Origin of the sequence: Bacillus sp. CHD6a (assembly GCF_001293645.1) — a bacterium.
Classification (GTDB): domain Bacteria; phylum Bacillota; class Bacilli; order Bacillales; family Bacillaceae_I; genus Sutcliffiella_A.
On the sequence record NZ_LBMD01000012.1, the window covers coordinates 142,660 to 164,382 of the forward strand.

General features: G+C 41.1%; 17 protein-coding genes. 12 read left to right on the forward strand and 5 right to left on the reverse strand.

Translation table 11 applies throughout. The annotated features are described in order from the left end of the window. Positions 1-65: 65 nt before the first annotated feature. From AAV98_RS11690 to AAV98_RS11700, 4 genes are all read left to right on the forward strand, one after another. The gene (locus tag AAV98_RS11690) at positions 66-2,804 is read left to right on the forward strand and encodes a hypothetical protein (RefSeq protein ID WP_060665743.1); all 2,739 of its coding nucleotides are present in this window, start codon (positions 66-68) and stop codon (positions 2,802-2,804) included. Positions 2,805-3,117: 313 nt separating this feature from the next. Beyond that, on the forward strand, positions 3,118-3,444 hold the full coding sequence (locus tag AAV98_RS11695) for a hypothetical protein (protein WP_060665744.1): 327 nt from the start codon (positions 3,118-3,120) through the stop codon (positions 3,442-3,444). A gap of 511 nt (positions 3,445-3,955) precedes the next feature. Continuing rightward, the gene (locus AAV98_RS20275; protein WP_156317748.1) at positions 3,956-4,129 is read left to right on the forward strand and encodes a hypothetical protein; all 174 of its coding nucleotides are present in this window, start codon (positions 3,956-3,958) and stop codon (positions 4,127-4,129) included. A gap of 593 nt (positions 4,130-4,722) precedes the next feature. Continuing rightward, positions 4,723-5,919, forward strand: coding sequence for a class I SAM-dependent rRNA methyltransferase (locus AAV98_RS11700; protein ID WP_060665745.1), 1,197 nt, complete (start codon positions 4,723-4,725; stop codon positions 5,917-5,919). Positions 5,920-5,956: 37 nt separating this feature from the next. Here AAV98_RS11700 and AAV98_RS11705 read toward each other — a convergent pair whose 3' ends face one another. Continuing rightward, positions 5,957-7,354: a hypothetical protein gene (locus AAV98_RS11705; protein ID WP_060665746.1), complete on the reverse strand. Its 1,398-nt coding sequence runs from the start codon at positions 7,352-7,354 to the stop codon at positions 5,957-5,959. A gap of 154 nt (positions 7,355-7,508) precedes the next feature. Continuing rightward, a complete protein-coding gene (locus AAV98_RS11710; RefSeq protein WP_060665747.1) occupies positions 7,509-7,853 on the reverse strand; it encodes a general stress protein in 345 nt (114 codons plus the stop codon). A gap of 384 nt (positions 7,854-8,237) precedes the next feature. On the opposite strand from AAV98_RS11710, the gene AAV98_RS11720 reads away from it, so the two are divergent. Beyond that, complete coding sequence (locus AAV98_RS11720; protein WP_442853683.1) at positions 8,238-9,131, forward strand: NAD(P)/FAD-dependent oxidoreductase; 894 nt, start codon at positions 8,238-8,240, stop codon at positions 9,129-9,131. Positions 9,132-9,273: 142 nt separating this feature from the next. After that, a complete protein-coding gene (locus AAV98_RS11725; protein WP_060665750.1) occupies positions 9,274-9,966 on the forward strand; it encodes a tryptophan 2,3-dioxygenase family protein in 693 nt (230 codons plus the stop codon). 520 nt (positions 9,967-10,486) lie between these two features. Here the strand turns inward: AAV98_RS11725 and AAV98_RS11730 are convergent. Beyond that, on the reverse strand, positions 10,487-12,040 hold the full coding sequence (locus AAV98_RS11730) for an ABC-F family ATP-binding cassette domain-containing protein (RefSeq protein ID WP_060665751.1): 1,554 nt from the start codon (positions 12,038-12,040) through the stop codon (positions 10,487-10,489). Positions 12,041-12,215: 175 nt separating this feature from the next. Between AAV98_RS11730 and AAV98_RS11735 the strand changes: the two genes are divergently transcribed. The 5 genes from AAV98_RS11735 to AAV98_RS11755 all read left to right on the forward strand — a co-directional run bounded on the left by AAV98_RS11735 (position 12,216) and on the right by AAV98_RS11755 (position 18,248). After that, the gene (locus AAV98_RS11735) at positions 12,216-13,238 is read left to right on the forward strand and encodes a S16 family serine protease (protein ID WP_060665752.1); all 1,023 of its coding nucleotides are present in this window, start codon (positions 12,216-12,218) and stop codon (positions 13,236-13,238) included. Positions 13,239-13,280: 42 nt separating this feature from the next. Continuing rightward, a complete protein-coding gene (locus tag AAV98_RS11740) occupies positions 13,281-13,652 on the forward strand; it encodes a hypothetical protein (RefSeq protein WP_060665753.1) in 372 nt (123 codons plus the stop codon). A gap of 38 nt (positions 13,653-13,690) precedes the next feature. Continuing rightward, on the forward strand, positions 13,691-14,248 hold the full coding sequence (locus tag AAV98_RS11745; RefSeq protein ID WP_060665754.1) for a GNAT family N-acetyltransferase: 558 nt from the start codon (positions 13,691-13,693) through the stop codon (positions 14,246-14,248). A 104-nt stretch (positions 14,249-14,352) separates the two neighbouring features. Next, positions 14,353-16,542, forward strand: a complete 2,190-nt coding sequence (locus tag AAV98_RS11750) for a DNA topoisomerase III (protein ID WP_060665755.1) — start codon at positions 14,353-14,355, stop codon at positions 16,540-16,542. A gap of 608 nt (positions 16,543-17,150) precedes the next feature. Further along, the gene (locus tag AAV98_RS11755; RefSeq protein WP_060665756.1) at positions 17,151-18,248 is read left to right on the forward strand and encodes a PRK06851 family protein; all 1,098 of its coding nucleotides are present in this window, start codon (positions 17,151-17,153) and stop codon (positions 18,246-18,248) included. 77 nt (positions 18,249-18,325) lie between these two features. Here AAV98_RS11755 and AAV98_RS11760 read toward each other — a convergent pair whose 3' ends face one another. Together AAV98_RS11760 and AAV98_RS11765 are read right to left on the reverse strand one after the other, a co-directional pair. Beyond that, positions 18,326-19,120 (reverse strand): endonuclease/exonuclease/phosphatase family protein, encoded by a 795-nt coding sequence (locus tag AAV98_RS11760; RefSeq protein WP_060665757.1) that lies wholly within the window; start codon positions 19,118-19,120, stop codon positions 18,326-18,328. A 6-nt stretch (positions 19,121-19,126) separates the two neighbouring features. After that, positions 19,127-20,770, reverse strand: a complete 1,644-nt coding sequence (locus tag AAV98_RS11765; protein WP_060665758.1) for a PTS transporter subunit IIBC — start codon at positions 20,768-20,770, stop codon at positions 19,127-19,129. A 288-nt stretch (positions 20,771-21,058) separates the two neighbouring features. Here AAV98_RS11765 and AAV98_RS11770 point away from each other — a divergent pair, with 288 nt between their 5' ends. Beyond that, a complete protein-coding gene (locus AAV98_RS11770) occupies positions 21,059-21,553 on the forward strand; it encodes a hypothetical protein (RefSeq protein ID WP_060665759.1) in 495 nt (164 codons plus the stop codon). The last annotated feature ends 170 nt before the right edge of the window (positions 21,554-21,723 follow it).

Below are 21,723 nucleotides of genomic sequence, written 5' to 3' on the forward strand. Positions count from 1 at the left end.
AAGAGACGAAGTTACTAGATCATTTTAATTAAGAAAATAATGTGAAATGATTGGTGGAGGGTAAAATGACACAGGAAAACAAATTGATAAGTAAGACGTATTTTGAAACCTTTATGTTGGATGTGGAAACAAAGCATCCCGTGCAAGTGCTTGGAGAAGCCTTCCTTGCAGAGCAGAACAATGAAGTGTCTGATCTCTCGTTTATCCGCTATGCGCAAGGAGAAGTATATTTTCACAGCAAGGATTATGAGAGTGCCATCTATAAGTGGGAAAATGTTCACAACGAAATGGAGCCTTGGGCAAAGAAAAATATTGCAGACGCTTACTATGACCTTGGAATGTTAGTAGAAGCAGAAGATATTTACGCTAATATCAATACTGATAATAAAACACTTAAAATAGAAGTGGCACTTCAGCTGTTTACGTTATATATACAACGTGAAAAATTGGAGAATGCCTATAAAAATATTAAAAAAGCCATTGCGATTGATCCAGATTATCCACATGTTACACAAACGGCTCGTACTTTTTATGAAGAGCAAGAAGACAGTCAACATGCGGTAGAGTTGGCTGTTCATGAAGCTTTAAGAACAGGTTCGGAAGCATGGTACGATTGCTTGAAGCATTATATAGAAGTTGGCTATACGAGAGAATTTACACCTGATTATTTTCAAGAGGTTCTGTTGAGGTTGCTAGAGATGAATCAACGGAAATTTGAAGATATTACGGCTGCTTTATGGAACAGTTATGAAAATCATCCAATGTATTTGGAATGGGTGAAGACTGCAAACAGCCTGTTCATGGCCTTAGATAGAGACTCTGAAGTTTCTTGGACGAAAGTGGAGGAGCTTCACCAACGAACTTATTTATCTCTTATTGAAGGCGAATATTTGATTAAAGAACTGCAAGGCATAGTCCCGGATCTACTTGGAAACTGGCTAAAGGTATCCAATAGGTCAAAATCCTTGTTTGCTTCGGCTGCGGTCATGTCTTGGAATGAAGTCTTTCCAACAGCATTACCTGCGCATGTTTTAGCGGATGCAGAAAATAGAATCTTCCATTATGAACATGACAGCATTCAATTGAATTATACGGTCGAGCTGTTTAAGACACTAATTAATTGGGCAAAGGACAACCACCTCGAAGTCGCACATCAAAAGAAATGGCTATTCTCTCAACTTAGCAATCTAAACAGAAAGCATTTAGTTGTTACAGGTACCGTTCAGAACGGGAAAACTTCCTTCATCAATTCCATTATTGGCGAGAAGCTTCTTGGAGATGAAACGGTTCCGGTATTTGTTTCTTCCAACGGAGATATTGCAGAGATGAATGAGGTTTCCACAAAAGGTACATCTGCCCTGGGAGATATTAGCGAGCATCAACAAGGGTCCTTGATCGACCTTAAATGGCCATCACAGTTCCTAGAAGACGAAGAGTACTCGCTGATCAGCACACCGGAATTCAGTGTGGATGAGATTGAGAACAATGAAACAATGAAATACATCCCGTTATCAGATGGACTATTATACATTTTAGACGCGCAAACACCTTTTACAGAAGATGAATTGAAAGTATTGGTGAAAATTAAAGAACGCGCGCCGGAAGTACCTGTTCATTTTGTCATCAACAAAATGGATACGGCTTTCCACGAAGCAGAAGCAACACAGATTGTAGAAGAAGCAAAACACCGCATCAACGAATTTTTCCCAGATGCGAGAGTATTCCCATACTCTTCCCTTCGTTCTGCAAGCAAGCAGCACCAAGGGTTGGCAACTTTCATGGAGGCCAACTTCAAGCTGCGTGCAAAAGCAGTGGAAGAACGCCGTGCCACCAAGCTGTTGCAACTGATTCGTTCAACCTTAACAGAATTGCTGGATAGCCGCATTGCGATGGAAGATAACCTGACAAACACAGTGGAGTTCAATGAAGATATTCTAAGCAGGCTAAGTGGTTTCATCAATCACCTACATGATGCGGAATCAGAGAAAATCCGTAGTATTTCCGAAAATTACCGTGCTGTGACGATTGAGATGAAACGAGAAGCAACAAAAACCATTCCTCGTCTGCTAAGAGAGTGCTCTAGCTATGTAAAGGAAGACAGCAACTTCAAAACTTTGCATATCGAGCTGAATGAGCGTATGAATGAAACAATTCGCACTTATATGCATTCCGACCTGTTACCTCGTTTGCGTCAGGAACTTCAATTATGGCTCGATACATCCAACCGTGAACTGATCGACAGCCAAGAGTACTTGCATGAAATGAGTGGAACATTCAATGCTCTTTACAAGGAAGAGAAAATGCACCTAAACTGCGACTTTAAAGTCATGGAAGACTGGCGTCGTGACATCAACAGAATCTTAAGCAGAGTGGAAGTGGAAAAGGAAAACATCCTAAACCGTCCGAACACCACTCAATATCTGTTAAAAGGGGCAGGACGCCTGTTCGGTTCTTTACAGCAAAGCAATCAACTGCTTTTCACTCAATATAAAAAATACATTGAAAACGAACGCTTCACTGATGTGGCCCAATCTGTAGTAGATAAATTCTTCCTTGAATTTGATCTATTTGAAAAGGCGCTAAAAGCAGACATCAACATGTTCTACGAAGCACCATTCACAGAACTGAACAAAACAGTGGAAGACACAGAACGCGCCATCCACAACGCCAACAAAAAACTAGAACAAATGAAAGCAAGCCCAGAACGCTACTACGACCCACTGAAACTATTCGAAGCACGCCTACTCCAATACGAATTCATGGTCAAAGCATGCGAAGAAAACCAAATGATTTCCACGCATTAAAAACAAAAACAAAAATAAAAAGAGATTAACTCTAAAGCTTGGATACAGTAACAAAGATTCATTAGTAAACAAAAGGTAACGCAAGTATAGTAAAATTTTAAGAGAAGAAAATAATAAATACCAAAATAAATAGCAGGTCTAATTCAAATAATGAATTAGACCTGCTATTTTTGTATTACCACATAAACATTAAATTATAAAAAGCTAGGAAAAATTGACAAGTGAATCTCTTGCAAAGCTTTTCATGATAGTATTGTAAATAATGGAAATTGAAAGATTTGGCAGATTTCAAGAATAAGGGAGAGTGAATGCGATGACAAACAGAGTGAAAAAAGAATTAATTTCGCTTTCCATATTTTTAATTGTTGTTGGGGCTTTCCTATCAGGTTGGTATGTAATTAAACCAGATCATCGTGGTGTAATAGGAAACTTAGAAGAGGATAAATTTATCTTATACCCTACGAAAGTATATCCAGAAGAGGAACCGTTTACTCCTGAATTTTATTTTACAAAGAATACAAAAGTATCAGGAAAAATAAGTAGCATTAAAGATTTGGATGAAAATCAAGTGGTGAAAGTTTGGGTAGAAGTATTTGAAGGGCAGTACATTGCGAAAAAAATTAAAATTACTAAAGAATAGCTACATTTCTCAAATAATCTATCGAATAAAATATACACTACAAATTAAACCTAAATTGCAACACTATCTATGTTTCTTTTAAAAAAAGAAAGAATGGATCATTCTTCCTTTCAATCGCTTTTATTTGATTCTAACTTTAATGAAATGTCTCTAAGTATACTGTTTCTTTCTTTTTGAATTTTTATAAAGGTTATTAAAAACCAAGAAACTAGGACTATTGGAATTAAATAAGATAGTAAACCTAAAAGTGGCAAAATATTAAAAAAGTCCAAAGAGGTATACCTCCCTTCTTTTGTTTGGATAATTATAACATATGAGAAGTTTAATCAACATTTCTACAATACATTCTGTAATATAGTCAACGTTCGATTTTATGTTGGGCCAAGAGATGATCGGAATAATGCAAACAAGCAATGTTTAGAAGAGTTAAAACAGTAATTATTACATCTTTTTATTAAGTCAACAGCGACAAAAACCAAACGCTATGTTTTTTTCAAAGGGGGTTTCTTTCATGAGATGGTTGTTTGCTATCCTATTTATTTTACTTGGATCCATTTTACTTTCCCTAACCATAAATGATATGGGAAATGCAGGTCATATAATTATGAAAACGATAGGTTTTGTATGTTTTATCTTTGCTGTACTTATTGTTAAAAGCAAGAAAGATAAACAAAAGAAAGAATAAATTTATGCATGACATCCCCCTTAGACATGAATTAACAAAGTATTTTTTACTCTGATGGTTTTATCCGTGAAATTTAACTAGTCAATCAGTACAGTGGAGTATGTATGTGTAGACTCTTTTCCATCCCCGATTGCAAACTATCCATTTTAATCATTCTTACATTATTTTGTACTTCAACCCTCATGCGACTACCAAAGTACTTTACCTCTATTCCTCCTCTCCAAATGCCATAAACAAGCTACTGTATGGTGTTGGAATCCTTTTTACCACTTCAACCGCTTTAAGCATTACCGAAACACCTGTAGTATTTTCAACCAGTCTATAAGTGAAATTATGGCCCAAGTATTAATAACATTTTTTACTAATTTAATAAAAATTTGAGACAGAAAGTGTCCGTTATTCGTCAAAGAATTGAAATAAATTGAAAAAGGGGTTATGAGATGGAGGGAGAATTGGAAAGAGATTTTACTAAAAACCATTGCGGAGATATAAGTGTTTTTATTTTCCAAGTAAAAAAAGCATCAATTCGTCTTCCTCGCACATTTGCGTTATAATACAACCACACTAAAAACCCAAAAAGATTGGATGAAAGCATGCGACAGCAACTAACACTGAAAGTGAAAAATAAATACGCTAAACCCTATAAAAGCGGCTACCCGCTTATCTCGAAGCAGTCCCTCATCAACGGCAATGATCTAAAAGAGGAAGGCACACTCGTAAAACTGGTGGACGAACAAAACAACTTCCTCGGCAAAGGCTACTACGGTAACCAAAACAAAGGATACGGCTGGATTGTCAGCAAAGATCCCAACGAAGAAATGGACATCCCTTTCTTCAAACGTGCCCTTCAAAAAGCTGTAAACAAACGCTCCGCCCTTATGCAAGCCGAAGACACAACTGCATTTCGCCTTTTTAACGGAGAAGGCGACGGAATTGGCGGCTTTACCATTGAATTCTTTGACGGCTACCTAGTGATCAACTGGTACAGCAAAGGAATTTACACCTTCAGCGAGGAAATTTTAAAAGCCATTGAAGAAGTCATCGAATATCAAGGGATTTACGAAAAGAAACGTTTCAACATGGACGGCCAGTATGTAGAAGACGATGATTTTGTAAAAGGAGAAAGGGCACCATCCCCTCTTATCATCAAAGAAAACGGCGTAAACTTCGCCGTCCATTTAAACGATGGCGCGATGGTAGGAGTGTTTCTTGATCAACGGGAAGTAAGAAAAACCATCCGGGATAAATACGCCAAAGGGAAAACGGTCTTAAACACCTTCTCTTACACTGGAGCTTTCTCTGTCTATGCAGCATTAGGCGGTGCCGTCAAAACGACAAGCGTAGACTTAGCAAAACGTAGCTTGCCAAAAACAACCGAGCAATTCAACGTAAATAAAATTGAAACAAAAACGCAATCGATTCTCGTTGAAGAAGTATTCCATTACTTCAAATATGCAAAAAAGAAAAATCTAAAATTTGATGTCGTCATCATGGACCCACCAAGCTTTGCTCGCTCCAAAAAGGTCACATTCCGAGCCGAGAAAGACTACACAAGCTTAGTATCTGATGCCATTGCCATTACCGAAAAGAACGGCCTGATTGTCGCTTCCACCAACGCCGCTACGTTCGGCATGGACAAATTCCAAGGCTTTATCGACCAGGCATTTAAAGAAAACCACGTAAAATACAAGATTGTAGAAGAGTTTTCCCTCCCAAGCGACTTCGCGACCATCAAGGAGTTTAAGGAAGGGAACTATCTGAAGGTATTGTTTATAAAAAGAATAGGATAAAGAAAAGGAGTCAGCACGTCAGCTGGCTCCTTTCAGTTTATGACCCATCCCTCAACATATACTGATAGGACTTCGATTCTTCCACCATTCCCATCTCGAGGTAAAGCTTCGATAACCATTTTATCGACCGAGTATTGGATGGATCTAACTCCAGCTCCCAGTTAAAGCACTCCACTGCTTCTGAGAGCTGTTTAAATTCATAATATAGTTCGCCAAGTGCATACATTTGGTCTGGATCATCCTTCAGGGCAGCCATTTTCTTGATCTTCATGAGGATTGGGATGCCTGGATATTTTGAAGTATAAGAGGCGACCCACTGATCGGTATAGTCAAGTCCTTTTAACTGAAGCAGTTTTGGCACAAATGATTGAAAGAGTGCCTGAACTTGTTTAGGTGCTATCTTTTCATCCAAATGGAAGGTTAGGTCGCTGAGCCAATCTGAATTTTCCAGCCATTTCACATGCAGCAAAGCCTCCTGCACGTAAGGCAGGTCTTTTTCTGTGATGAGAGCCTTGTTTTTCGTAAGTAAAATTAAAAGGTCTTCATAGCGATTCGATTTTTTTAATAACCCAAGCAAATCATGATACAAGCCTTCATGAGGAGTGTCTCGATTCCTTAGGATATAGCTGAGGAGGTCCACTTTATCATTGGTTGTGAAATCTACCGGTATGCTTGCTACCAATTCTTCATAGATAGTGTAATCTTCGTGCGTACTAATGACTAGTAAGTGGGAGTACAGACTGAGCTGCTCCATTTTCCGGTTTTCTTTTTGCAGTAATTGCAACAGCAGCTTTTTCGAATCGTCCTGTTTTATGTGGTTGAAGCAGTATTTTTCAACATAAAGTGGATCCTTGGAAAGCAAAGATGGGGGGGCGGGAGTATATAGTGCTTGATAGGATTGATATTGCAGGTTTTTAGACATTTCTTGTGCCCATTTGTTGGCTGGGTAAATGTCCAATATTAGTCGCAGAAGTTGGTAGGTGTGCAGGAGTTGACCTTCTCTACGGTATTGAAGCGCAAATTCTTTCATCACTTTAATTATTTTTTCTTTTTTCATATAGTTGTCGAAAATGGGTAAGATGTTGGATGCTTCAAGTGGCGAGTATTTTCTCTGGATTTTTTCCCACAACGGAGTGAGGGCAGGGAATATGTGAATTCGGTTATGTGTGAGTAGATATGCCAATAGTGGATGATCTGGTGAGAAACGAATGCCTTTTTGTAGAATGGTACTTAGCTGAGATCTTCGTTTAATTTTAGATGTGGATCTTCCGGTGAGGTACGATGTTTTATAGAAAAATAAGTAATAACATTCTGCGTGCTCTTGATTATAAGCTTCTATGACTTGAAATCCTTGATACATGAAGAGATTTGTAAGTGTGAGGTGTAAGTGTTTTTTTTCATGCTGGATGTTAATAGTGGTTGTTTTGTTTGTCATATAGTTCCCTCCTAATTGGTCGTACGCCTTTTTGAGAGATTGCTTAACTAGAGTGTAACATGAAAAAGCAAAAAAGAAAAAACGAAGAAGCGGATGACCTGGGCCATCCGCTTCTCTATATTTTTAAGGGGGGGGAGTCAACTTCGGTCAATACTTAAATCGTCGTGCTTGCTGTTTTATCTTTTACCACCAGGATTATTTTACCTTGATCAAGTTTTTCTTCTAACTGTTCCGCTTCTGGAGCTGTGAACCCTAACTCCTCGAATTGAGCACGAAGCTCATCGCCTTTTTTGCGGAAAATATTTTTCACATAAGTGTCCATACCAACTTCACCGGCGCCAACAGTATTAGCATCAGCATTATCAGCTACACGTTTTGTACGGTCATCATCATGAGTGATAACAAAGATATCATCCTCATGAACACCTCTAGTTTTTAGCTCCTGTACTGCTCCTACTACTTGTTCATCATTTTGAAACTCTTTATAAGTGGGTTTCATTTTTTTATCGCCTCCTTGGTTATGTAATAAAGATACCCGGCTGACAGAAAGTGAAACATGCCTTAGATAAATTTTTTTCTGCAGGGAAAAGCTTACTGATAATACGCAAAAAACTTCAAATACTAGTAACACTATGATTTGAGAAGAGGCCACTAAAAACTGATAACGTGAAGTTTTTTATGATTCCTAGCTGGTTATTGGAGCAAAAGGCGAAGACTCCTGAGGGAGCTAGCGCTAGGTGGAGACCCCGCAGGCGTAGCCGAGGAGGCTCTCGTCAGCCCCTAGGAAAGCGAAGCCATTTGCGGAAATCAACAGCGGTGTTTATAAAAAAACTAAAATCAAGACATTTTCAGTGGCCTCTGGAAGAATGGAGAGTTTACTGTGATATATGACTGTATAATTATCGGGGGAGGCATTGCCGGACTTCAGGCAGCTATCCAACTGGGAAGGTACCAACATAACGTGCTTGTTATGGATGATGGAAAAGGTCGTTCGAGTATTTGTCACTGCTATCATAATTTACTAGGATGGCCAGATGGAGTGAGCGGAGAGAAGCTTAGAAGTATTGGAAAAACGCAAGCGATGAGGTTAGGAGTTAAGTTTGAAGAACAGCGTGTAGAAGCAGTGGAGGGAACCCGAGGGCTATACTGTGCAACCACCTCAACGTCTCAGCAATTTTTTGGGAAAAGGCTGCTACTTGCAACCGGAATTAAAGATAATATTCCTCCTTTTGAAGGCTTGTTACCATGTCTTGGGAAAAGTGTGTTCGTCTGTCCAGATTGTGATGGATACGAAATTTTGAATAAGAAAGCTCTTGTGATTGGCTCGGGAAACGCAGGAGCATCCATGGCGTTAACGCTGACATATTGGACAAATGCGCTGACATTTATCAACCATGGAAAAGGGGAGATTGATGCTGACTTAATGAAAAAGTTGGTTGGCAAAGGCATACGTCTTGTTTCTGATGAGATCTCGGAAATTCATACGGAGTTTTCTAATTTTAAAGGAGTAACGCTTACTAATGGAGTCCGTCTTGAATTTGCTTATGCTTTTTTAGCATTTGGTGGCAACATACCCAACACGGGGCTTGCCTTGCAGTTGGGGGTTAAGTTGGATAAAAATAAACACATTATGGTGGATCCTCGCACAAAAATGACCTCAGTGGAGAACATTTGGGCCGCCGGTGATATAACCGTTCATTCAGAACAAGCCGCTATTGCAATGGGGGACGGCATACAAGCGGCAATCTGGATACATAAAAGCTTATTGCCTAATTGAAGAGTGTTTATTTGTAGCTTGACAGTTATTTGTCCAAGTGCGTAACATAAAATGTAAGGGTTTACATAAACGTTTGAGTGGAAGATAGAAGACATTAGCTGCTAGCGCCATTCCATTTACTCGATAGTAGGAGGAGAAGAAAATGGAAGAGAAAAAAGTGACAGATTATGAAAAGTACATCCGTACTGAAGAGCTATTAAGCCTACAAAAGGGAGCTGGGGAACTCTCTTGTGATGATGAACTCACATTTCAAATGATTCATCAAATTGCTGAACTGCATTTCAAGCTTGTCATTCAGTACATTCACTTAGCAGATGCCAATATGAAGCATGGGAAAGTCTTGGAGGCAACCCAACAACTTCAAAGGGTAAACATGCATCTGAAGCACCTGCCGCCAGTGTTCGATATGGTAAAAGTGATCACTCCAAGTGACTACCATACTATCAGACTCGCACTCGGACGTGGAAGTGGACAGGATTCACCTGGATTTAATGAAATACTAAGACTTGGACCGACGTTATGGGGACCATTTGAACAGCTGTTGAATGACAAGCAACTGACACCTTTCATCCTTCATAAAGCTGCCAGTGACAATTATGAGCTGTACTTGCTCATGCAAGAATTGATTGCTTTTGACGAGAACTTCCAAACATTCCGTAAGCACCACATCCAGCTTGTTCGCAGAATGATTGGTTTGAATACGAAAAGTTTGAAGGGGATCCCTGCTCAAGCGTTGGAAAGAGGAGCAAAGTTTGAATTCTATCCGAAGCTTTGGGAAGCAGTTTGTGAATTGACAGACTGGACGGGTTCAAGTTACAATCCGAAGCCGTTGTAGAGGGGGAGTGTTGGGGCTGTTCTGGAGGGCATGTGTTGTTGCTGCCTTTTGGGGCGGTCTTTTTTGTGTTTGGTGGGGAGAGTGGTATTTGATTGGTAGCAAAGGGGTGGAGGGGATCTTTTAGTAGAGCTCTATTAGACTTAAGCGCCTTGAAAGAGGGTGGTTTGTCTAATGGAAGGGTTCTAATCGCCCGAAGAGTTGGGGGAAGTTGTTTGGTTTGATTAATAGAAGCCTTATCTAGACCCGAAACGCCACCACAACCAGCAAAACGGTAGGAGAGAGTCGTTCTCACCGCCCGAAACGTTGCCACAACCAGCAAAACGGTAGGAGAGAGTCGTTCTCACCGCCCGCCCCGCCGCCGCAACCAGCAAAACGGTAGGAGAGAAGCCGCCTCTGCACCCAAAAGACCACCGTAATCAACAAAATGGTAGCAGATCGCCCGCCCCGCCCACAACCTTCAACAAAATAACAAAAAGCAGCACGGAGGCTATCCCCCCCATGCTGCTCTCAATAAAATCTCTTATTGTTTTTGCTCCGCCCACTCTTCCACATTCCACACCTTCGTCACCCAGTCCTCATAGAAGCTAGGTTCGTGGCATACAAGGAGAATGGTGCCCTTATAAGCTTTGATAGCTCGCTTTAACTCTTCTTTCGCCACCACATCCAAGTGGTTGGTCGGCTCGTCAAACAGTAGCCAGTTGCTTTCGTGCATCATCAGTTTGCATAATCGCACCTTTGCCTGCTCGCCACCGCTAAGCTGGCTCAACGGGCGGGAGATATGCTCGTTCTTCAACCCGCAACGCGCCAAGATCGCACGGACCTGGTGCTGATCAAGGGAAGGGAATTCGTTCCATACGTCGTCAATCGGCGTGATATCCTTCGCTTTTACCTCCTGCTCAAAGTAGGAAGGGAAAAGGAAGTCACCTAGTATGACGGAACCGCCAAGAGGATCTATTTTACCGAGAATTGTCTTCAGTAAGGTCGATTTACCAACCCCGTTGCATCCGACGATCGCAATCTTATCCCCACGCTCAATTTCCATTGTAAGCTTTGGCAATAATGGATCAGAGTACCCAATCTCAAGGTCTTTTGCTTCCACCACATAACGACTGCTTGCACGGGATTCTTTAAACTCGAATGTCGGCTTTGCAGCTGTCTCTGGGCGGTCAATACGTTCCATGCGATCCAACTGCTTCTGACGGCTTTTGGCACGACCAGTTGTAGAGTAACGCGCTTTATTTTTCGCAATAAAGTCTTCTTGTTTCTTGATGAATTCTTTCTGCTTTTCATACGCATTGATATGCTGGTTTTTATTGATTTCCGCAAGCTCCAAGAATTTTTCATAAGAAGCTGTGTAGCGGGTCAATTTAGAGAATTCCAAGTGGAAAATAACATCCACCACGCCGTTCATGAACTCGGTATCATGCGAGATCAAGAGGAATGCATGCGGGTACTCTTTCAAGTATGAGCTTAACCAACGAATATGTTCCACGTCCAGATAGTTCGTAGGCTCATCCAGTAACAACACTTGCGGCTGTTCAAGCAACAGTTTCGCCAAAAGGACTTTTGTACGCTGTCCACCACTTAGCGCAGCAACGTCACGTTCAAGCCCGATTGCATCCAAACCAAGACCTCGAGCAGCTTCTTCTACCTTGATATCCAAGTTGTAAAATCCGCCGGCATCCAGATGATCTTGAATTTCGCCCATTTGCTCCAGAAGCTCTTCTAACTCTTCCGGAGTGGCCGTTCCCATTTTATCGGTAATGGCATTCAGTTCTTTTTCTTTTTCATATAAAGGCAAGAAGGCATCACGCAGGACGTCTCTGATTGTTCTTCCAGGCGTCAACACTGTATGTTGGTCCAAATATCCGTAATGCACACCTGGTGTCCACTCTACTCGTCCTGTATCGTATACAATCTCCCCTGTAATAATATTCATTAAAGTCGATTTACCAACCCCGTTTGCTCCAACAAGGCCAACGTGTTCGCCAGCTAACAGGCGAAGAGAAACATCTTTGAATAACGTACGGTCGCCAAAGCTATGGCTTAACCCATCTATGCTCAATAAACTCATGTTTGTATCCATCCTATCTAAAAAAATATCTACTTTTCATCATACTAAAATTTTCTAGGAATGGCTATGTGGGAAATGAAAGAAGTTTCTTCCTCTATAGTTAGAATATATATACTAAAATCTACCAATCTACTATAAAATAAAAGTAGATAAAAAAGGATGGTGGGGGAATCGGATGAAGAGACGGGCACCGTGGATAATTGTAATAGCTTTACTAGTCATAATAGGGAGCGGGTTTGTGCCTACAGGGTATGATGTGCTGTTTGCAGGGAACCCGTTTAATCTGGACGAATTTGTTGTATATGAGGGGGGCTCAGAACTCGACGGTGATTTGGGGATGACTTACGTGGCTAGCCTCCAGAACAGCAAGTGGCCGAAAATGGTTCTTACACATCTTTTTGAAGAAGGGGTAGAGATTGTTCCTTCTCTTTCCGGGCAGCAGGATATGGGATTTGAGGAACTTAATTACCAAAATAAAGTAAAGATGGAGCAATCAAAAATTAAGGCAGAGTACATAGCACGTGGCGTATTAGGCGAGGATCCAAAGCTTGAGTTGCTTGGGTTTTATCCTGTCTTTTACTTGCCAGATTGGAAAGACAAAGAAGCGGTTAAAGTAACAGACCTTCTAGTAGGAATAGACGGAGAAAAACTGGACTCCTTTGACCACTTGGATCAACTAATTGTCGAAAAAGAACCAGGAGAAACGGTCACGTTGTCGCTAGTACGAGAAGGTCAGGAAATAGAAATCGATGTTACGACATACCCACACAAGGATTATTACGGAAACACGATACTCGGAGTATATTTCGAGGAAGTATTTGATTCATCAAAAGACGAAAATATTCAGTGGAAAAACATAGAGAATCTAGGCGGACCTAGTGCAGGTCTGATGATTACCCTCACACTTCTAGACAAAATGATGGAAGATTCCCTTCTAAAAGGGAATGCGGTAGCGGGTACGGGCACCATCACCATTGAAGGAGAAGTGGGACCAATCGGCGGTGTGAAACAAAAGGTAATTGGAGCTGCCAATGCAGGGTTTGATTACTTCATTGTCCCGCTAGATGACGAGTGGGACAAAAATGAAACGATTGCGAGAAAAACCATAAGTGAGGAAAATCTGGACATTGAACTTATACCGGTAGGGACAATAGAAGATGCTGTAAATGCATTGGAAAAACTTCCCGAGAAGAAGTGAAGATGATAGGGGAGTTTAGCAAACGTTGAAGTGGGGAGAAACATGCTAATTGTTCAATTAGGGGCGATTTTACTAGTTTTATTGTTAGGTTTTATTTTTGCCAGAAAAGAATACAAAAATTTTACAATGGAAGAAAAAGACCAGGTAAAAAAGGAACTAAGGAATCCTATATTAGTCTTCCATGTACTACCCTATATTGGATATTTTCTCTTCTTTATAGGGTTCGTATTTGATATAAACGCTTTGAAATATATCGCCTTTTTGTTAATGGGGATAGGTTGGATAGTAGACGGAGCTGAGATATGGAAAGCCGATCGTAAACGGGGGCTAATTTTACTATTATCTGGGTCAATAACATTTTTAATCGCAATCTTTTTAGCATTAACGTTTCTTTTTAACTTTTCTCTTCTATAACGAAAAATAACAGCAATTCAATGTAAAGGGTGTTTATTATGAGCGACCAAAGGTTTTTCCCTGATCTAGCGACAAATAGATTAAAATTACGAAATGTAAACGATACTGATGCCGATTTTATCTTTAAACATTTCAGTAATGAAAAGATATGTGAATTTCTATATGATGAAGAAATATTTACGAAAAAAGAGGATGCCATCGAATTAATAGAGTGGTATAACGATCCAGAAGGAAAAGGGTTTAATAGATGGGTTATTGAAAGAAAAGACAGCAATGAACAGATAGGTACCTGTGGTTTTCATTTATGGGACAAAACCAATAATATTGCAGAAATAGGGTATGACTTGTGGTATGAGTTTTGGGGAAGCGGATACATGAAAGAGGCTTTGACTGCAGCGATAGAGAGTGGATTTCGTAACATGAAACTCAATAGAATAAATGCATACGTCGCTTTGGAAAACAAAAAGTCTTCCAATACATTAGAAAGTTTAGGTTTCGTAAATGAAGGGATATATCGAGACAAACATTTGTATCAAGGCAAATACTATCACCATTATTCTTTTTCCCTACTAAAGAGAGATTGGAACAAGCAATAGTCTCCTATAACCGAATTCCTTACCTGACAGCGGTCTTCTCTTTTTGACTACCCTCACACAATATGTAAAGATTAGAAGACAAGAAGCTTGAAAGGATTGTTACTATGTCAAAAACTGTCGTTCTTGCAGAGAAGCCCTCTGTAGGTAGAGATATAGCAAGAGTATTGAAATGTACGAAAAAAGGAAATGGATTTTTTGAAGGGGACAAATACATCGTCACATGGGCACTTGGTCACCTCGTTACCCTGGCAGATCCAGAAGCCTACGACGCAAAATTTAAAGCGTGGAAGCTAGAAGACCTGCCCATGCTGCCGAATGAAACGAAGCTCGTCGTTATCAAGAATACAAGTAAGCAATACAGTGCAGTAAAAGCACAGCTTACACGTAAAGATGTAAAGGAAATTGTCATCGCAACCGATGCTGGCCGTGAAGGGGAGCTTGTTGCTAGATGGATTTTGGAGAAAGCCCGCATTCAAAAGCCAGTAAAGCGACTTTGGATCTCCTCTGTTACAGACCGTGCAATTAAGGAAGGCTTTGCGAAGCTTCGTGACGGAAAAGAATACGAAAATCTCTATTACTCAGCCGTTGCCCGTGCAGAGGCGGACTGGGTAGTTGGGATGAATGCCACAAGAGCCTTGACCACTAAGCACAATGCCCAGCTCTCATGTGGGAGAGTCCAGACACCTACGCTTGCCATGATTGCCAAACGGGAAGAAGAGATTAGAAGCTTTACAGCAAAAGAATATTACGGCTTGAAGGCCACCACGGAAAATGGTTTCCAGCTCGTGTGGCAGGACGCTAAAACGAAAGAACGAAGAAATTTCAACAAGCCGTCAATGGAAAGCTTACACTCCAAAGTGAAGAACCAGGATGCGAAGGTAACCGACATAAATAAAACCGAGAAGAAAAGCTACGCTCCAGCACTATATGACCTGACGGAACTTCAGCGCGATGCAAACCGTATCTTCGGCTATTCTGCAAAAGAAACGCTATCCATCTTGCAGCGCCTTTACGAACAACATAAAATTGTTACGTATCCAAGAACGGACTCCAGGTACATTTCCACTGACATGGTGGATACGTTAAAAGAGCGCGTGGAGGCGATTCGTGCGCACTCCTACAAGTCTATTGCGTCCAAGTTACTCACGAAACCAATCAAAGCGAACAAGGCCTTTGTGAACAATGAAAAAGTGACAGATCACCATGCAATTATCCCGACAGAGGAAGCAGTCTTGTTAAGCAAGCTATCCGACAAGGAATATAAAATTTACGATTTGATTGTGAAGCGATTCCTTGCTGTACTTTTACCGCCTTTCTTATATGAACAGACAAATATCACCGCTTCCATTGGGGCAGAACAGTTTGTAGCTAAAGGAAAAACGGTCATCTCCCAAGGCTGGAAGGAAGTTTTCAGTTCCATGGAGGAACAGGAGGACGGAAGTGACGGACTTTCCGATCAGCTGTTGCCGAGCTTGAATAAAGGCGACGTTTTGCCGATCCGAAAGATCGAGTTGACTTCTGGAAAAACAAAACCGCCTGAACCATTTAACGAGGGTACATTACTTTCTGCGATGGAGAATCCTGCAAAGTATATGGAACAGACCGACCAAAAGGTAGTGAAAACCCTGGGTGAAACTGGTGGGATTGGTACGGTTGCCACCAGAGCGGACATTATTGAAAAGTTATTTAACAGTTTCTTGATGGAAAAGCGAGGCAAAGGGCTGCATATTACCTCTAAAGGGAAGCAGCTGCTGAACCTTGCTCCGGAGGATCTGAAATCTCCAGCCCTAACAGGAGAATGGGAGCAAAAGCTTGGCATGATTGCAAAAGGACAACTGAAAAAAGCAACATTCATTAATGAAATGAAGGCATATGCCAAACAGATTGTTCATGAAATAAAAAATACCGATCAAAAGTTCAAACATGACAATTTGACAGGCAAACGTTGCCCCGACTGCGACAAGCCGATGCTTGAAGTGAACGGGAAAAAAGGGAAAATGCTTGTATGTCAGGACAGAGAATGCGGTCATCGTAAAAATGTCTCCAAAGTGACAAATGCACGTTGTCCAAAATGCCGTAAGAAGTTGGAATTGCGCGGAGAAGGGGAAGGTCAGATGTTCGCTTGTGTATGCGGACACCGTGAGAAGTTAAGTACCTTCCAGGAACGCCGCAAGAACAATGCCAACCAGAAAGCGTCTAAACGTGACGTGAATCAATACTTGAAAAAACAGAATAATGATGAGCCGGTGAATACCGCTTTAGCGGATGCATTGGCGAAGTTGAAGTTGAAATAATGGTTTGAAGCCACACTCTAGGGAATGAGGCCACTGAAAAACTGATAACGTAAAGTTTTCATTGATACCTAGCTGGTGATTGGAGCAAAAGGCGAAGACTCCTCGAAAATGCTACGCATTTTCTTCGTGCGATGAATCGCTGCCGAAGTCTTCCTTGTCCTGAGGGACATAGCGCTAGGTGGAGACCCTGCAGGCGTAGCAGAGGAGGCTTCACCAGTGCCCCTAGGAAAGCGAAGCCATTTGCGGAAATCAACAGCGGTGTATATATATCATCTAAAATCAAAGACTTTCTCAGTGGCCTCTAGGGAATGAGTGTGGCTCTATTTAAGTCTGGAGATCGTTTTTCGTTCCGCTCACCCGATATATCAAGAAAATTTGTAAGATACCAAGAAAACTTGCAGGATATCAAGAATTTCCACAATTTATCAAGAAATCTCAAGTTTTATCGAGAAAAATTTAAATATATCAAGAAACGTCCCCGCGGCTTCCTTCCTCCTTAAGTCAGTCACCCCTCACCAAAGCTAGGCTTTCACCCACCCAACCCCTCCCGCATAGGCTAAATGGAATCGCAATTGTAAGATAACCTACCATTGAAAGGGTGTTAGATCTTGGCGGGGAAAATATTAAATTATTATGCTGGTGGAAATACAGCGCGTGGATTTTATAGTCTATATGAATCAAACATAGAAGGATTGGACCGCATTTTTATCCTCAAGGGCGGACCAGGGACAGGGAAATCATCGCTAATTAAAAAGATCGGGAAAGTCTGGAACGAGAAAGGGTACGATATTGAACTGCTTCATTGTTCATCTGACACAAAGTCGGTGGACGGGGTGGTTATCCGTGCGCTTGGCATTGGGATTGTAGATGGTACTGCGCCACATGTCATTGAACCGAAAGCGCCGGGGGCAGTGGAGGAATACGTCAACCTAGGCGAGGCCTGGGATTCCAAATTACTTGCCGAACAGAAAACGGAAATACAACACTTAGCCACCAAAAAGAAGGAAGCTTTCCAGACAGCTTACCAAACTTTTGCGAGAGCCCTGAAAATACATGACGATTGGGAAAGATATTATATTCATAATATGAATTTTGAGGCGGCAAATAAGCTGACACAGAATCTTGTGGAGCAACTGTTCCAAGGGAAAACTTTAGATAAAAAAGCAGATGTCAGACACCGCTTCCTTGGTGCAGCAACCCCAGCAGGAGCAAAAGATTTCGTGCCAAATCTGACAGAAGGACTCACAAATCGATACTTTATAAAAGGTCGTCCAGGGTCAGGAAAATCCACTATGCTGAAGAAGTTGGCTAAAGCATCAGAAGAAAAAGGGTTTGACGTGGAAGTCTATCATTGTGGGTTTGATCCATACAGTCTAGATATGATTATCTGCCGAGAGCTTGGTTTCGCTATTTTTGACAGTACAGCCCCGCATGAATACTTCCCTGAGCGCGAAGGAGATTCCATCGTGGATATGTATGATATTACGATTCGTCCAGGGACAGATGAACGGTATGATAGGGAAATTGCTCTTGTAAAACAACGTTATACAGAATTCATGCAGGAGGCCATTGGGAAATTGGCAGAAGCCAAAAACTGGCACGGACAATTAGAAGAAATCTATGTAAAAGCAATGGATTATAATGTAGTGAATGAGTGGACCAAAAGAATCCAAGCAGAAATTGAAGCCATTGCAGATACAAAATAACGAAACTAAAAAAGGTGAACAGCACTTTCATGCCGTTCACCTTTTTACATTTTCCCAGGAAATACGTCAAAACTCGACTATATTTCCACGATTACTTCTACCCCGTAGTGGTCCGAGACAACTTCTCTGTTTCTTCCATTGAAAACAACATGACAAGATGTGACCTTGACTGGAGAGCTTGCCAGAATCAAATCAATTCGCAAGTCCTGCTTGTTCTTATCCCAACCCGCAATACTTCCTTCCACCGTCACACCTGAATCTTTTTCAGATGCAAGAAGATACGTATCATGCAGCCCCTCTGTTAAGGTCAAATAATCATAGCCTTCTCCTTCAATATGGGCACTATTGTTAAAGTCTCCCAGTAAAAAGAAGGGTTCTGTTCCCTTGACCTGCGCAAGTAATTGCTCCATCTGGAATTTACCAGGCTCTTCTTTATCATCCCACCAACCAAGATGGCATGTATAAAAGGACCTCTCCTCACCTTGCATGTCCACCGTCACACCGACAATTTTACGTGTTTTCCAAAAGTCAGTGTCCGTACTTTTCGATACAAAGAAGGAATGTTTCTTCTTGATAGGGTGTCGAGTCAAGATGGCAAGGCCTTCTTCATAGGTGTCATACCCCATGTGGGCGAAGTCCCAGACCAACTCGTAGTCTGAAACCCCAATTTTCTCAAGCTCTTGCAGTAGAACAAGGCCGAAATTGTTTTGTTTGATGTTGCCTGTTACCACTTCGGCATCCATGCTTTGACTAACCTCTTGAAGAGCGATGACATCGTATGCTTGTTCCTTAATGGCTCCCGCGATATGCTGTATCTTTTCCATTTGGTTCTCTTCCTGCCAAGAATGGCAGTTTAAGGTTAGTAAATTCATCGTTTATTACGCTCCCAACAAGTCTTGAATATCAGATTTGATTACATCTGCTTTTGGTCCGTAGATTGCTTGTACCCCACGGTCTTTCACAATCAGTCCAAGTGCACCTTTTTCTTTCCATGCCGTTTCATTTGCAACTTTTTCTCTATCTTTTACTGTCACACGAAGGCGAGTCATACATGCATCTACGTCTTCAATATTTTGTGCTCCACCAAGCAAGTCGATGATTGCAGGTGCCAAGGAATCTGCTTGTACACTTGCAGCTGACCCGTTACCAGCTCCTTCTTCTTGCTCAATATAGTTACCATTACGTCCCGGAGTAGGGAAGTTGAATTTCTTAATCATGAAGTTCGCCACCGCAAAGTTCAATCCGAAGAATACTAGACACGCAATCACAAAGTTTACTAGATCTAACCATAAGCCAGCTTTTACAATCATCGGTGTACGAGTCAACAACTCAATAACTCCAAACGCATGAACACGAATGTCAATGATATCAACAATAGCAAATGCAAGTCCTGTCATAATTGCATAAATTACATATAACACAGGAGCCGCAAACATAAACATGAATTCGATTGGCTCAGTAACACCAGTCAAGAATACTGCAAGACCTGCAGAAAAGAACATAGACTTATATTTTTTACGCTTATCTTTATCTACATTACGATACATCGCATACGCAATACCAATCAATGCCGCACAAGAAAGAATCATTTGACCTACTTTAAAACGAGCAGGTACTACTTCACGAAGAAGCGCTTCATAAGATTCAGTGTCACCAGCTGCCAGGAAGTTGTTCAAATCAGCAACCCAAGCTAACCATAATGGATCTTGACCTGCTACAACAGAGCCTGCGCTACCGCCAGTTAAAATAGTGTACGTTCCACCAAGTGACGTGTAGTTCATTGGTACCGTTAACATATGATGCAAGCCGAACGGCAACAATAGACGCTCAAGCGCACCGAAAATGAAAGGAGCAACGATTGGCGCACTGTCTCTAGAAGAAGCAATCCAAACACCAAAATCGTTTAACAATCCTTGAATGAATGGCCAAACTACGCTAAGCGCAATACCTGCGATAACAGAACCACCAATTACCACGAAAGGTACGAAACGCTTTCCGTTAAAGAAAGATAAAGAATCTGGTAATTTACTATAGTTGTAAAACTTATTGAAAAGGTTAGCACCAAGGAACCCGGCAATGATCCCAACAAATACTCCCATGTTTAATGCAGGGGCACCTAACACAGTTGTAAAATAGTCACCTACAATAAGTTCTTGTCCAAAAAGAGTGGTGAAAGTAGCTTCAGGGTCTGCCACCATAGCATTGTTAACCCCAAAAATCGCTCCAGTAATACGGTTTATAAGTACGAAAGCGATCAATGCTGCAAAAGCACCGCCTGCACGTTCTTTCGCCCACGAACCACCAATGGCAACGGCGAACAATACATGTAAGTTGGTGATAATTCCCCAACCGATATCCTCCATTACTCTTGCAATCGTTTGCACAAGAGCGATGTCTCCGCCAGTCATGCCTACCAACTTACCAAGAGAAATCATAATACCAGCAGCAGGCATAACCGCGACTACTACTAGTAATGCTTTACCGAATTTCTGCCAGAAATCAAAGGACAAAAAGTTCTTCATATTAACAGCCTTCTTTCAATTATAGTTTCTATTATTTTGTTGAAAACGAATTCATTTTATTGCGAAGTAGTGCACTTATAGTGCAACCGTTTGCATTTTCCTATTGTAGGGCATGATGGTGAACAATGCAAGTAGAAAATATTATTTTAATAAATTTTTAACAAACTAAATAAAGATGTAAGAAAATTAATTATTCATAGAAGAATCCAACTTTTGACGGAAGTATATACAGCATGAGTGAAAACGGGTACACTATTTCCGTAATAACAGATGAAAAGGGGATTTGAAATGAAAAAGTGGACTTTCTCTATGATACTTGTTTTAGTGATTGTGCTTTCTGCTTGCACAGAAGAAAAAAATAAAGTGGACACGGCCGATTCAGAAAAGGTTCCTGCTGATCAAAGTGGGGAAACGGTAACCGTCCTTATGAATATACAAATGGAAATGATCCAGACGATTCGCAAGCATCTTGAGCCTGTAACATCTTATGAAAGGTCAGAGGGTGCAGGAGATTTGGAGGCTGCTGTTGAGTCTAGTAACCTCATTGCAAACGAACTTCGAGGAATTGAGATCCCAGAAAACCTTGATAAGGATCTTCAGGTTAATATGAAGGATTCTATTGAATTGTTAGCCTTATATTTTGAAGAACGCGCTGCATCGATGTCCGAAGGTTCAGATGGTGAAGAAGTGACTGCTGCATTAGAGAATTTCCATCAAAAAATTGGGGAAACGTTTGAAGCGGCAGGCCTGCACGCTCCTAATTTTGAAAAGGATGTACAATAATAGTTTTTAAGCGAGACGCGCCTTCCAGGTTTGGGGGGGCGTTTTTTTTGGGTATTAGCGCAGCCTTTGGGAAGGTGGGTGGGAGTGTAGACGATGAAGACAGTTTTGACGTGATTTTTGAGTGGAGATTGTCTTCATAAGGTGGATGAAAACATTATGGAGTGGTTTTC